Below are 12248 nucleotides of genomic sequence, written 5' to 3'. Positions count from 1 at the left end.
GTCGCAGTATATCTTCCATGGAAGATATACTGCTCGGGTGAACCAGCACCTGGACCACGTCGACCGGATTCAGGCCGCGTGGCGGACCGAGCGCCCGGACCTCGACGTCAGCCCGCAGCGGGTGATCGGCCGGCTGCACCGGATCGCCGTCCGCCTGACGGACGAGCTCGCCGTTGTGTACGCGCAGTACGGGCTGTCGGAGGGGGAGTTCGACGTACTGGCGGCGCTGCGGCGCGCCGGTGAGCCCTATGAACGGGCGCCGGGTGAGATCGCCCTGCACACCATGGTGACGACGGGTGCGGTGAGCAAGCGCCTCGATCGGCTCGAGGAGGCGGGCCTGGTCAGCCGGCACCGCAGCGACGCCGACGGCCGGGGTCGGGTGGTTCGGCTGACCTCGGCTGGGGAACGCCTTTTCGACAAGGCGTTCACGGCGCACATGGCCAACGAACGACGGCTGCTGGCGATGCTGACGCAGTCCGAGGCCGACCAGTTGGAGACGCTGCTGAAGACCTGGCTCGGCCGAATCGAGCCCGGCGACTAGCCGAGCGCGCGGTTACCGGGGGTGGAGGCTGGGTACTGGCGGGAGACGCAAACTCAGCCGGCTGCCCGCGGCCTGTTGAACCACGCCGTCCGGGGAGGCAGGTCGTGTCAAGTCCAAACGATCCCCACCAGATGGCCGGTGTCCTGGCGCCGTTCCTCGCGGAGCACCTCCACGCGACCGGGCAGGACCTCACCGCGGTGGCCGCGACAGACGACAAACTGCTGGTGCTGGCCGCTGTCTACGCCCGCCTGCCTGCCGTCGCTCAGGGGGTCGGCGAGGCCAACGCGGCCATGCCCGCTCCCAGCCCGGCGGTCGAGGACGGCCAGCAATTGCTGGTGCAGGTCAACGACCTCCTCGGCGAAACAGCCGACGCCATCCGCCACCGTCTCCGCACACTGTCCGACCGCAACACCTGCTGACAAAGTTGTGCAGACGTAACCAAGCAGGGCGGCCGAGCGTTGACCGGTCATGGACGTCAACGGGGACATCAGTCAGTCGAGCCCGCCCGAAATAGATCCCAGCCTCGCCGCGGCGGCGCTGGTCGTGTTTGCCCACCGCCACGAAGTGGTGCACCTCCTGTACGCCGCCGCCGACGAAGCAGACGCGGTACTGCGGATCGCCCGCCTGCTGGAGCTGGAGGAATCCACCGTCGACCGGGTCCTGGACCAGCCGATGCGCTGGATGCTTCCGCAGTTCCGGGACGAACTGGACACCCTGACGGCACCACCGGTGCTCGCCGCGGACTGAGCTCACCGCTCGCTGCTCGTCACCGCTCGTCGACCGGTCGATTGGGTACGGTCGGGAAGGTGCGCATCCTCTATGTGGGCAACAGCTTCACCGGGCGGAACAACCTGCCCGGCCTGGTCGCCCGGTTGGCGAGTGGTCGAGGGATAGCGGTCGAGCATCGGCTGATCTCGGCCGGTGGAGCGTCGCTCCGGCAACATCTGAACGCCGGGACCGCGCTCGAGGCGCTCGCGGACGGCGAGTACAACGTTGTCGTCCTGCAGGAGCAGAGCACGCTGCCGGCGAAGAACGCGGCCCGTATGCAGGAGAACGTCCGCGACTTCCACGCCGCGATCGAGGCGGCCGGCGCCCGAACCGCCCTCTACCAGACGTGGGCGCGCAAGAACGCCCCGGAGACGCAGCAGACGATCAGTACGGCGTACGCGGGGGTGGCGGCGGAGCTGGGCGCCACCCTGGTCCCGGTCGGGATGGTCTGGGAGCGCTTCCTCCAGACTCACGACCAGCCCGTCCTGCATGACGCTGACGGCAGTCATCCGGCGCTGGCCGGGTCCTATCTCGCCGCCTGCGTGTTCCTGATCGCGCTGCTGGAGGAGGACCCGGTCGGCCTCGACGCGCCGGTGAAGGGGCTCGACGCGGACACCGCGGCGCTCCTGCGCCAGGCGGCCTGGGACATCTGCGTGGAGCTCGCCGGCTGACTGGTCGAGGGTCCTGGCTGTTTCTCGAGTTGCTCATCGTCGCCGCCAACAGCCGTCTGGCCGCGTACGGATCGACCGAGCGGGTACCGGGCCGCGCGACCTGAAGATTACCGGCCCAGGAGCGAGGAGATGCAGTCCTTTCTGCCGTTCCCCGGCTTTGCGGAGACCGCCGCTGTGCTCGACCCGCGGCGGCTGGGCAAGCAGCGGGTGGAAGCTCTGCAGATCCTGCGCGGGCTGACAGTGGCCGGCTACGGCTGGCGGCACCATCCGGCCGTCAAGATGTGGGCCGGCTACGAGGAGGCGCTGGTCCGGTACGGGCTGGAAATCTGCTCCGTCTGGACCGGGCAGGGCCGCGCGGACACCTGCGCGCCGACCCTGGTGGCCGACCTGGTATCCGCCTGCGGACCCGTCCAGGTGCGGAGCCAGGAGGAACTCGCCCGGGCCGGCGACCTGCCGCCCTGGCTGGGCGACGAGGACCTGCACCGGAGTCACCGGTCGGCCCTGCTTCGAAAGGACCCGGACTACTACGCCAGATTCTTCGACGAGCAGCTGGATCTGCCGTACGTCTGGCCCGCCTCCGACCGGAAGCCGACCTGTCCTCCGGGCGAGTTGAGCCCCTAGAGCTCGTGACCGGGCTGGCCGGGGGTGACCCGCCGCTGCTTCATCTCCGCTTCGTTGAGATGCCGCTTGCCGCCGGTGAGCTGGTCCCGCGCCTGCTTCTCGAGCTCGACGAACAGGTCGTAGTAGTTGTCGTCGTACTCCTCGATGATCCGGAAGGTCCAGTGGTCAGGGATCACGTTCCGGCCGATCAGTTCGGTCGTGATGCGCTCGGCGATCTCGTGGTGACCGGCTTTCCGGAGCAGTTCGACGGCGTCGTCGAGGCGGTGGTCGGCGCGGCCGGTCAGTTGGTGGAAGGCGTACAGATGGCCGCGCGCCCGGATCACCGTCTCCAGCGCGTCGGTCAGCGTGCCGACCGCCGCGACGGTGATGTCGTCCACTCCGGCCGGCCGCTCGTGGCCGGGGGGCGGTGGGGCGATCTCGAGGTCAGGTTGCAACTTCGCGGGCTCACTCATGACGAGGCGGTACCCACCGCCGACGCCCCCGATGCATCCACCGACCTGGCCCGGGGGGCTACTTTCCTGGGCCGGGAAGAGGCAAGCTGAGGTGGTTGAAACAGGGAGGACTCGAGATGGCCGCTTCGGTTGCGCCCCACGGGCTTCACCACGTCACGGCGATTGCGGAGGATCCGCAGCGCAATGTCGACTTCTACACGACCGTGCTCGGCTTGCGCCTGGTCAAGCGCACGGTCAACTTCGATGCTCCTGACACCTATCACCTGTACTACGGCGACGAGTCCGGCCGGCCGTCGACGCTGCTGACGTTCTTCCCCTGGCCCGGGGTCGAACCGGGCAAGCAGGGGACCGGGCTGACGACCGCGACAGCCTTCAGCATCCCGCCGGAGGCACTCGGCTGGTGGCAGAAGCGGATGAAGGACCTCCGGGTCGACGCCGACGACCCGGTCGCGCGCGCCGACGAGGAGGTACTGCGGCTGCGCGACCCCGACGGACTGGTGATCGAACTGGTCGCGTCCGACGGTGATTCCCGGTCCGGGTGGGACGGGGCGGCCGCAGTACCGGCTGACAACGCGATCCGCGGGCTGTACTCGGTCACGATGACCGAGCAACAACTCGACCCGACGGCCGAGATGCTCGGCGGGATGCTCGGCATGCGGTACGGGCACAACACCACCGACCGGACCAGGTTCGTGATGTCCGGCGAAGAGGACGGTACTGCGGTCGACGTCCTTCCCAGCAAGGATTCCCGCGGGCTCCAGGCGGCCGGGACCGTCCACCACATCGCCTTCCGGGCGCCGGACCGGGAGACCCAGGCCAAATGGCGGCTGGAACTGATCGAGGCCGGAGTCCGGGTCACGGAGATCCTCGACCGGCAGTACTTCACCTCGATCTACTTCCGCGAGCCCGGCGGCGTCCTGCTGGAGATCGCGACGGACCAGCCCGGGTTCACCGTCGACGAGCCGCTGCTGGAGCTCGGCCAGCACCTCAAGCTGCCGCCCTGGCTGGAGCCGAACCGCGAGCAGATCCAGGCCTCGCTGCCGGCTCTGCGGATGCCGTCGGACACACAGGAATGAACGCCGGGCTGCAGCGGCCGCACGTCTGGGAGCCGGGGACGGGCAGCCCGCCGCTGCTGATGCTGCATGGCACCGGTGGGAACGAGCACGACCTGCTCGGGCTGCGGGAACACCTCGCGCCTGACGCACCCGTGCTCTCGCCGCGCGGGACTGTGCTGGAGCACGGGATGGCCCGGTTCTTCCGGCGGCTGCGCGAGGGCGTGTTCGACGAGGATGACCTGCGCGAGCGTGCCGACGAGCTCGCCGAGTTCCTCACCGCGGCCGAGCAGAAGTACGGCGTCGCCCCGGGCTCGTGGGTGGCGGTGGGGTTCTCGAACGGGGCGAACATGGCGTCCGCGCTGCTCCTGCGTCACCCTGAGGCACTGGCCGGTGCCGTACTGCTCGCGGCGATGGTGCCGTTCAACGAACCCGGCAAGGTGGATCTCGCCGGGAAGCAGGTGCTGATCGCGAACGGTGCTCGCGATCCGATGGCGACTCCGGAGCTGACCAGGACTCTGTCCGAACAGTTGCGGGGGCGCGGCGCCGAGGTCGAAGTACTGACGTTCGCGGGCGGTCACACGATCGATCCGGAGTCGTTGCCGCGGATCAGGGAGTTCGTCGAAGGAGTCGCCAGGCGAGCAAAGTGACCAGGGCCATCCAGCCGGCCAGGACGGCGGGTGGTTCACACGGAAACGGCCCTCAGAGCGATCTGAGGGCCGTTGCTGGTTCAGCCCTGGCGGGCCTGCAGGCGGGGGTTCTTGCGGTTGAGGACGTAGACCCTCTTACCGCGCTTCACCACCTGGGCGCCGTCCTTAAACTTCAGGGCGCGCAGTGACCGTCGTACCTTCATGTCGCATCCTCCCTTTCGCGGGGTCGCAGGAGGCGCAACAGGAAACGGGCCGCGGGCATTCCCCTACTGGTGGATGTGCCGCGTCCAGTCAGCCGGTACTGCGCCCGCCGGGCCTGGGGCCGGCTGGTTGAGCGGGTGGCAGTCGGGGGCCGCGAGCTCCGGACCGTCGACGATCTCCTCGGTGGTGTAGTTCCAGAACCAGTCCTCGCCCGGCTCGAAGGACTGGATGATCGGGTGGTTCTCCTTCGCGGCGTGTGCGCTGGCGTGCTGCTCGGGGGAGCTGTCGCAGCAGCCGATGTGCCCGCACTCGGCACAGCGGCGCAGGTGGAACCACCAGCCGCCACCCTGCAGACACTCGACACATCCCGGGCCCGAAGGCGGGACCTCGGGCCGGATCCCGGCGTCGTTCGTCATCCCATCACCCTTCCGTCGACTGCTGGCAGGGCCAAGCCTGGCACAGTGGCCGGGAAATTCCGCGCGACGGTGTCGAAATCCGGGCGACCCGGTCGACGCCCTGGTGTGACGGCCACCCGGGCCGCCCCCGAAGGAGGTGTCGAGATGTCGTTCCAGGCGTACTTGGACAAGATCGAGGAGAAGACCGGCCTGACCCCGCGGCAGTTGGTGGAACTCGCCCGCGAGCGCGGGTTCGAGGGGCCGCAGACGAAGGCCGGGGAGGTCGCGGACTGGCTGAAGGAGGACTACGACCTCGGCCGGGGGCACGCGATGGCGCTGGTGCACGTGATCAAGAACGGGCCGAAGATCGGCACCAAGCACGTCGGCACCACCGGCGTGCACCGGGACGAGTCGGACACGCTCTGGCTGGACGGCAAGGCCACCAAGCCGGTCGCGCCGAAATAAACTGACGCGGGTGATCAGCGAAACGGACCTGCGGCATCTGCGCCGCTGCGTGGAACTGGCGGCCGACGCGCTGGCGGACGGTGACGAGCCCTTCGGCTCGGTGCTCGTCGGCGCGGACGGGGCGGTGCTCGGCGAGGACCACAATCGGGTTGCCTCGGGCGACCGGACTCGGCATCCCGAGTTCGCCCTGGCGAGGTGGGCCGCCGAGCACCTGAGTCCCGAGGAGCGGCGCACGGCGACGGTCTACACGTCCGGCGAGCACTGCCCGATGTGCGCCGCTGCCCACGGCTGGGTCGGCCTCGGGCGCATTGTCTACGTCAGTTCCTCAGAGCAGTTGGCCTCGTGGCTGAGCGACCTCGACGTCCCGCCGCCTCCTGTGAACACGCTGCCCATCCAGAGCGTGGTCCCCGACGCCCAGGTCGAAGGTCCTGTCCCCGAACTCTCCGACCAGATGCGAGAACTACACGTCCGGTTCCACCGCGGATGAGTCGGGCCGGCCGGTTGTCGGCGTCACCGGGGTCCCCCAGCCGGGAACGATTGTCAGCCGGTTTGCACTGGTTGGGATCGGCTGCACTGCTGGTTCCGGAGGCGTTGCCTGAGGGGCCGACTCCGCTGGTGGTGATGCTGCACGGCGCGACCTCGAATCCTCGGCAGGCCCTGCCCTACATGCAAGAAGAGGCCCAGCAGCGCGGCTTCCTGCTGCTCGTGCCGAAGTCGCAGGACTACACGTGGGACGTGATCCGCGGAGGTTTCGGGCCTGATGTCGAGGCGATCGACCACCTGCTGGAGGACCTGTACGACCGGTTCCGGGTCGACCCGCCAGGCTGGCGATCGCGGGGTTCTCCGACGGAGCGTCGTACGCGTTGTCGCTCGGGCTGGTGAACGGCCTCCGGTTCAGCCACGTGCTGGCCTACTCGCCGGGCTTCATGGTCTGGGCGGCTCGGGAAGGGCGGCCGAAGGTGTTCGTCTCGCACGGCACCGAGGACCGGATCCTCCCGATCGACCGCTGCAGCCGCCGCATCGTCCCGCTGCTGGAGGACGGTGGCTACGACGTCGAGTACCACGAGTTCACCGGCGGGCATGTCCTCCGGCCGGAACTCGTTGCCGCAGCCACCGATCTCTTCCTGGCTTGATCCTCTCGTTCTCCGGGTGTTTCAGGGCTGCTGGATCGCCGCCTCGCCGGTGGAGATCTCGGGCAGGTGCTCGCGGACCATGAAGCCGCTGGCGCACGCGATCCAGACCGATGCCACCAGCAACGGAATCGTCGTCATCAGGGTGCCGCCGGCCACGAAGGCGCCGTCGGAGGCGAAGATGCCGAAGGCACCGAGGAACGCCACCGCGGCGGCCAGCATCGCCAGATATCCCAGCCAGTCCGGCATCAGGTGCGTCCGCAGTACGCCGATCCCCGCGGCGGCCAGCGGCAGCGCGGCGGCGAAGCCGATCATCGTGGTCAGCACCGCCGTCAACTGGTACATCATCATCGTCACGCCGGCGTCGCGGCCGTCGACGCCGTACGCCGTCGCGGCCATCACCACGGCGTCGACGAAGATCGCGCTGCCCACCAGCACCGAGCCGGCCAGCAGCGCCATGTGCACATCACTGCGATCGTTCCGTTCCCGGATCGCCTCCGCGAACGCCGATCCGAACCAGATGATCAGTCCGGCCGCGGCGCTCCACATCAACGCACCGACCAGGATCGCCGTCCTGCCGTCGGTGAGGAAACTGGTGATCTCGTTCGCGGACGCGTCGACCGCCGGCGGGTTGCCGGGCAGGAACCTGCCCAGTACCAGCAAGACGACGACGGCCAGTCCGGCGAAGCCACCCCAACGTAGTTCGTGTCGCTCGGTCATGGGGAACCACCTTCCAGTAGACACACCGCTGACCTGTGGTGCGTCTACTGCTGATGTTCCACCGTTCCGCCGTGGCGTCAAGGGGCCTGGTTGTACGGTACGGGGGTGGATCAGCAGGCGCGGGACAAGTTGTCTCCCCGGGACAAGTGGATCACCATCTTCGGGCGGAAACCGGTGCTCGAAGCACTGCACGACCCTGCCCTGTCGGTCGCGAAGGTGGTGGTCGCGGACAACGCCGGCGGCCACTCGATGGACGACATCCTGCAGGCCGCCGCCCGGACCGGTACGCCGGTCGAGCGGGCCACCGCCTCCCGGGTGAAATGGCTGGCCGGGAACGGCAAGCACGACCAGGGCGTGGTCGCCGACGTCAACGCGCCCAGGATGACACCACTGGCCGAGTTCGTCCGGGCTCGCGGCAAGCGGCCCACCAAGGTCTTCCTGCTCGACGGCGTCACCAACCCCGGCAACGTCGGCATGATCCTGCGCACCGCCACGGGCGCCGGCTTCGACGGCGTCATCCTGCCCCGAGCCGGTACTCCGCACGTCGGACCGCTGGTGATCAAGGCGTCGGCAGGCGTCGCGTTCCAGGCGCCGATCGTGAACGTGAACACGGCGAAGGCGGCCGTCGACCTGCTGACCGAGGCGGGCTACCGCATCTACGGCCTGTCGGCGCGTTCGCAGCAGTCGCTCTTCAGAGCCGAACTGGCACCGCGGTCCGTCTTCGTCCTGGGCGGCGAAACCAACGGCATCTCCGTCGCCACCGACGAAGACCTCCAGATCCCCCTCCACGCAGGCGTCGAGTCCCTCAACGTGGCCGTAGCCGCCGCAGTCGTAGCCTTCGAGGTCACCAACCGAAACTGACCCGGCTGCGGGAGGTTTCTGCGACCTGGGCCAGCCGGTGGGCTCGGGCCGGCGTGGCCACCACCAGTTCAACTGCTCCAGTTGCGAGCACGCTGAAGCGCCGCGCGACCCCGCTGTTGCCGAGGTGTGAATTGTGGGCTCGGCCTTGCGTGATCGGGACGGTGGGGTTTACGGTCCCGGTTAACGTTTAAGTGATCGTTAGTGAGTGTTTTATGCAAAGACAGATCACAAACGGTCAGGCCGAGTAGAGGTGAGGGCAGTGATGGAGAGCAGGTTCGGACGGCGGCGGTTCCTGGAGGCCGGTGGCGCGGTGGCGGGCGCGGTCGTGCTCGGCCCGACGCTGGCGGGATGCGGCGACGGCGGTACCACGGACGGCGGCGCCAAGGCGTCCGGCGACGTGGCGCTGCCGACCTACAAGCCCTTCGACGGGCTCAAGCCGGATCTGCCCGGCGCCGAGTCGGGGCTGGAGCCGGGCTTCCTGCAGTTCCCGGAGAACGCGATCGCGAGCGTGCAGTCGCCGCCGCTGAAGAACGCCGTCACCGCGCTGACCGAGACGTTCGCGACTCCGCCGCCCCCGATGGGCAGCAACCCGATGTGGCAGGCGCTGAACGGCGCGCTCGGCGCCGAACTCAAGCTCACCATCGGCACCGACCCGGGCTATCCGGAGAAGTTCGCCACCCTGCTGGCCGGCGACTCGCTGCCGGACCTGATGTGGCTGCCGCCGAACCAGGGCATCCCGAACGTCGGCCCGATGCTCGAGGCGAAGTTCCAGGACCTGACCAAGTACCTGTCCGGCGACGCCGTGCTGGAGTACCCGAACCTCGCGGCACTGAAGCCGGCCTCCTGGCGGACCGCGGTGGTGAACGGCAAGATCTGGGGCGCCCCGATCCCGTCCACGCCGTTCGGCCAGGTGATGATGGGCAACCCGAAGACCTGGGCCAAGGTCGGCGGCCTGCAGTGCGCCACCGCCGACGAGTTCTTTGCCAAGTGCAAGGAACTGACCAGCGGCACCAACTACGCGCTGGAACCGGCCATCATCAACATGCTGCACATGTTCGGCGAGTGGTTCGGTGCCCCGAACGGCTGGCGGGTCAACCAGGACCGGTCGCTCACGCACCTGTACGAGACCGACAACTACAAGGCCGCCGTCGAGTACGCCGCCAAGCTGTGGGCCGCCAAGGTCTTCTACCCCGACCTCAACCTGGCCGACGCGACCCCGAAGACGGTGAACGGCCAGATCGCCACCCAGGTCACCGTGGGTCCGCGCGCGACCGCCGACTTCCGAGCCGCCGACCCGACGCTCTTCGTCGACACGCTGATCCCGTTCGGTCATGACGGCAAGGCCAAGCCGGTCTACGACATGGGGTACGGCACCGTCGGCTTCACCCCGTTCAAGAAGACCGACGAGGGCCGAATCCGCGAACTCCTTGCCCTGATCAACTACCTGTCGGCGCCGTTCGGCACCAAGGAGTACCTGCAGAAGAACTTCGGCACCCAGGGCCTGCAGTACTCCCTGGACGCCCGCAAGAACCCGGTGCTCAACTCGGCCGGCACCCAGCAGGCGCCCGGTCTGGTCAGCGCGCTCCAGATCATGACCTCGCCGGAGAGCGTGATCTTCAATCCGGCGTTCCCCGAGGACACCCGGAAGATCCACGCGACCGAGCAGAAGTTGCTGGAGAACGCGATGCGCAACCCGACCGCGGGCACGTACTCCGACACCAGCAGCAAGGTCGGCACCAAGCTGACCGCGGCCTTCCGCGACACGATCGTCGACATCGTCACCGGCCGGCAGAAGATCGGCGCGTACGACGAGGCGCTGAAGCGGTGGAAGAGCGGCGGCGGCGACAAGATGCGTGGTGAGTTCGAGGCCGTACTGCCCGCCGGCGTGCCGGTCACCCAGTCCTGAGCATGGGGAGGCAAGAGCAACTGCCGTTCGCCGTACGGCTGCGGCGGGACTGGCAGATGCTGGTCCTGATGGTTCCGGGTGTCGTGTTCCTGCTGCTGTTCTTCTACGTGCCGGTGCTCGGCAACGTGGTCGCGTTCCAGGACTTCCAGCCGTACCTCGGGATCATGCACAGCGAGTGGAACGGCATCCAGAACTTCATCAACCTGTACGCCAACCCGGACTTCTGGGACGCGTTGCGGAACACACTGGTGCTGGCGTTCGTGCAGCTCGTGCTGTTCTTCCCGGTGCCGCTGGCGATGGCGCTGATCGTGGACTCCCTGGTCAGCAACAGGATCCGGCGCGCTTTCCAGACGATCGCCTATCTGCCGCACTTCCTGTCCTGGGTGCTGGTGATCGCGCTGTTCCAGCAGTCGCTGGGTGGTGCCGGGTTCGTCAACAACCTGCTCCGGCAGGCCGGGGTCGACCCGATCCCGTTCATGACGAACCCGGACACCTTCCCGTTGCTGGTGGTGGCGCAGCTGGTCTGGAAGGACGCGGGCTGGGCGATGATCATCTTCCTCGCGGCGCTGTCCGCGGTCGACGTCTCCCTGTACGAGGCCGCCGCCGCGGACGGCGCGGGCCGGTGGCGCCGGCTGTGGCACATCACCCTGCCGTCGATGCGGACCGTGATCGTGCTGCTGCTGATCCTGCGGATCGGCGACATCCTGAGCGTGGGGTTCGAGCAGTTCATCCTGCAACGCGACTCGGTCGGGCCCGGGGCGGCCGAAGTACTGGACACGTTCACGTACTACGCCGGCGTGGTCGGTGGTGACTGGAGCAGCGGGGCCGCGGCCGGTCTGGCCAAGGGAGTCGTCGGCGCGCTGCTGCTGTGGGGTGCGAACTCGCTGGCCCATCGCCTCGGGGAGCCGGGGATCTTCCAGAGGAGAGGAGAGTCGTGAGGCCGATCTGGAAGGAGCGCCCGGCGCCGGCGTACCAGGCGATCAAGGCGGTCGTGCTCGGCGGCTTCGCGCTCGCGATCATCGTTCCGATCATGGTGGTGATCTCGACCTCGCTGGCCAGCGACCAGGACATCATCGAGGCGGGCGGGTACGTGCTCTGGCCGTCGCACCCGACGCTGAAGGCGTACGACACGCTGTTCAGCGGCGGGTTGATGGGCCGGGCGATCATGGTCAGCGTCTTCGTCACGCTGGTCGGTACGGCGATCGCGTTGTTCACCACGATCGCGCTGGCCTACGCGACCTCGCGGCCGGTGCTCTTCGGGCGGCCGGTGCTGCTGCTGGTGCTGTTCACCCTGCTGTTCGCGCCGGGCATCATCCCGATGTTCCTGATCGTCAAGCAGCTCGGGCTGATCGACAGCCTCTGGTCGCTGATCCTGCCGGGCGCGCTGGGCGCCTTCAACTTCGTGGTGATGCGGACGTTCTTCATGAACGTGCCGCAGGAGATCCTGGAGAGCGCCCGGATGGACGGCGCCAGCGACTTCACCATCCTGCGGCGGATCGTGATGCCGTTGTCCAAGGCGGTGATCGCGGTGGTCGGGCTGTTCTACGCGGTCGGCTTCTGGAACGCGTTCTTCAACGCTCTGCTCTACATCAACGACACCGCGAAGTGGCCGGTGCAGGTGATCCTGCGGACGTATGTGCTGCAGGGGAAGTCGCTGTCGGCGGACCAGTTGGGCGTCGAGCCGTTGCCGCAGCCGCAGTCCCTGCAGATGGCCGTGGTCGTGGTGGCGCTGGTGCCGATCGCGATGGTCTACCCGTTCCTCCAACGGCACTTCAACAAGGGCGTCATCACCGGAGCCGTGAAGGGCTGATCGGG

General features: G+C 68.3%; 19 protein-coding genes. 15 read left to right on the top strand and 4 right to left on the bottom strand.

What is annotated here, in order from left to right; translation table 11 throughout:
* Positions 1–37: 37 nt before the first annotated feature.
* From ABD255_RS05235 to ABD255_RS05215, 5 genes are all read left to right on the top strand, one after another.
* Positions 38–541 (top strand): MarR family winged helix-turn-helix transcriptional regulator, encoded by a 504-nt coding sequence (locus tag ABD255_RS05235; RefSeq protein ID WP_344210322.1) that lies wholly within the window; start codon positions 38–40, stop codon positions 539–541.
* A gap of 104 nt (positions 542–645) precedes the next feature.
* Positions 646–960, top strand: a complete 315-nt coding sequence (locus tag ABD255_RS05230) for a hypothetical protein (RefSeq protein ID WP_344210320.1) — start codon at positions 646–648, stop codon at positions 958–960.
* Between the two features lie 49 nt (positions 961–1009).
* A complete protein-coding gene (locus ABD255_RS05225) occupies positions 1010–1288 on the top strand; it encodes a hypothetical protein (protein WP_344210318.1) in 279 nt (92 codons plus the stop codon).
* A gap of 59 nt (positions 1289–1347) precedes the next feature.
* Complete coding sequence (locus ABD255_RS05220; RefSeq protein WP_344210316.1) at positions 1348–1980, top strand: hypothetical protein; 633 nt, start codon at positions 1348–1350, stop codon at positions 1978–1980.
* Between the two features lie 129 nt (positions 1981–2109).
* Entirely contained in the window at positions 2110–2601 is a 492-nt protein-coding gene (locus ABD255_RS05215; RefSeq protein ID WP_344210314.1) for an MSMEG_6728 family protein, read from the top strand.
* Here ABD255_RS05215 and ABD255_RS05210 read toward each other — a convergent pair.
* Positions 2598–3053 (bottom strand): hypothetical protein, encoded by a 456-nt coding sequence (locus ABD255_RS05210; RefSeq protein WP_344210312.1) that lies wholly within the window; start codon positions 3051–3053, stop codon positions 2598–2600. The two genes, ABD255_RS05215 and ABD255_RS05210, sit on opposite strands and share 4 nt — an antisense overlap.
* A gap of 116 nt (positions 3054–3169) precedes the next feature.
* On the opposite strand from ABD255_RS05210, the gene ABD255_RS05205 reads away from it, so the two are divergent.
* Together ABD255_RS05205 and ABD255_RS05200 are read left to right on the top strand one after the other, a co-directional pair.
* On the top strand, positions 3170–4129 hold the full coding sequence (locus ABD255_RS05205) for a ring-cleaving dioxygenase (RefSeq protein WP_344210310.1): 960 nt from the start codon (positions 3170–3172) through the stop codon (positions 4127–4129).
* The gene (locus ABD255_RS05200; RefSeq protein ID WP_344210308.1) at positions 4126–4755 is read left to right on the top strand and encodes an alpha/beta hydrolase; all 630 of its coding nucleotides are present in this window, start codon (positions 4126–4128) and stop codon (positions 4753–4755) included. Before ABD255_RS05205 ends, ABD255_RS05200 begins: the two co-directional genes overlap by 4 nt.
* A gap of 80 nt (positions 4756–4835) precedes the next feature.
* Here the strand turns inward: ABD255_RS05200 and ABD255_RS05195 are convergent, their stop codons facing one another.
* Both ABD255_RS05195 and ABD255_RS05190 read right to left on the bottom strand, forming a co-directional pair.
* A complete protein-coding gene (locus ABD255_RS05195; protein ID WP_344210306.1) occupies positions 4836–4958 on the bottom strand; it encodes a 50S ribosomal protein L36 in 123 nt (40 codons plus the stop codon).
* A 63-nt stretch (positions 4959–5021) separates the two neighbouring features.
* Positions 5022–5372 (bottom strand): UBP-type zinc finger domain-containing protein, encoded by a 351-nt coding sequence (locus ABD255_RS05190; RefSeq protein ID WP_344210304.1) that lies wholly within the window; start codon positions 5370–5372, stop codon positions 5022–5024.
* 144 nt (positions 5373–5516) lie between these two features.
* On the opposite strand from ABD255_RS05190, the gene ABD255_RS05185 reads away from it, so the two are divergent.
* From ABD255_RS05185 to ABD255_RS05170, 4 genes are all read left to right on the top strand, one after another.
* On the top strand, positions 5517–5816 hold the full coding sequence (locus ABD255_RS05185; protein ID WP_344210300.1) for a DUF4287 domain-containing protein: 300 nt from the start codon (positions 5517–5519) through the stop codon (positions 5814–5816).
* Between the two features lie 10 nt (positions 5817–5826).
* Positions 5827–6303 (top strand): nucleoside deaminase, encoded by a 477-nt coding sequence (locus tag ABD255_RS05180; RefSeq protein WP_344210298.1) that lies wholly within the window; start codon positions 5827–5829, stop codon positions 6301–6303.
* 71 nt (positions 6304–6374) lie between these two features.
* Positions 6375–6698, top strand: coding sequence for an alpha/beta hydrolase family protein (locus ABD255_RS05175; RefSeq protein WP_344210296.1), 324 nt, complete (start codon positions 6375–6377; stop codon positions 6696–6698).
* Positions 6695–6949, top strand: a complete 255-nt coding sequence (locus tag ABD255_RS05170) for an alpha/beta hydrolase (protein ID WP_344210294.1) — start codon at positions 6695–6697, stop codon at positions 6947–6949. The genes ABD255_RS05175 and ABD255_RS05170 overlap by 4 nt, the downstream gene beginning before the upstream one ends.
* A 21-nt stretch (positions 6950–6970) precedes the next feature.
* On the opposite strand, the gene ABD255_RS05165 is transcribed toward ABD255_RS05170, so the two are convergent.
* On the bottom strand, positions 6971–7666 hold the full coding sequence (locus ABD255_RS05165; RefSeq protein WP_344210292.1) for a hypothetical protein: 696 nt from the start codon (positions 7664–7666) through the stop codon (positions 6971–6973).
* Between the two features lie 105 nt (positions 7667–7771).
* On the opposite strand from ABD255_RS05165, the gene ABD255_RS05160 reads away from it, so the two are divergent.
* The 4 genes from ABD255_RS05160 to ABD255_RS05145 all read left to right on the top strand — a co-directional run bounded on the left by ABD255_RS05160 (position 7772) and on the right by ABD255_RS05145 (position 12243).
* Complete coding sequence (locus ABD255_RS05160; protein WP_344210290.1) at positions 7772–8527, top strand: TrmH family RNA methyltransferase; 756 nt, start codon at positions 7772–7774, stop codon at positions 8525–8527.
* Between the two features lie 262 nt (positions 8528–8789).
* On the top strand, positions 8790–10433 hold the full coding sequence (locus ABD255_RS05155; RefSeq protein ID WP_344210288.1) for a type 2 periplasmic-binding domain-containing protein: 1644 nt from the start codon (positions 8790–8792) through the stop codon (positions 10431–10433).
* Between the two features lie 2 nt (positions 10434–10435).
* A complete protein-coding gene (locus ABD255_RS05150; RefSeq protein ID WP_344210286.1) occupies positions 10436–11371 on the top strand; it encodes an ABC transporter permease in 936 nt (311 codons plus the stop codon).
* The gene (locus tag ABD255_RS05145; protein ID WP_344210285.1) at positions 11368–12243 is read left to right on the top strand and encodes a carbohydrate ABC transporter permease; all 876 of its coding nucleotides are present in this window, start codon (positions 11368–11370) and stop codon (positions 12241–12243) included. Before ABD255_RS05150 ends, ABD255_RS05145 begins: the two co-directional genes overlap by 4 nt.
* The last annotated feature ends 5 nt before the right edge of the window (positions 12244–12248 follow it).

It is taken from the genome of Kribbella sancticallisti, assembly GCF_039530625.1.
Lineage (GTDB): Bacteria > Actinomycetota > Actinomycetes > Propionibacteriales > Kribbellaceae > Kribbella > Kribbella sancticallisti.
This window is presented reverse-complemented; position numbering and strand designations above follow the sequence as displayed.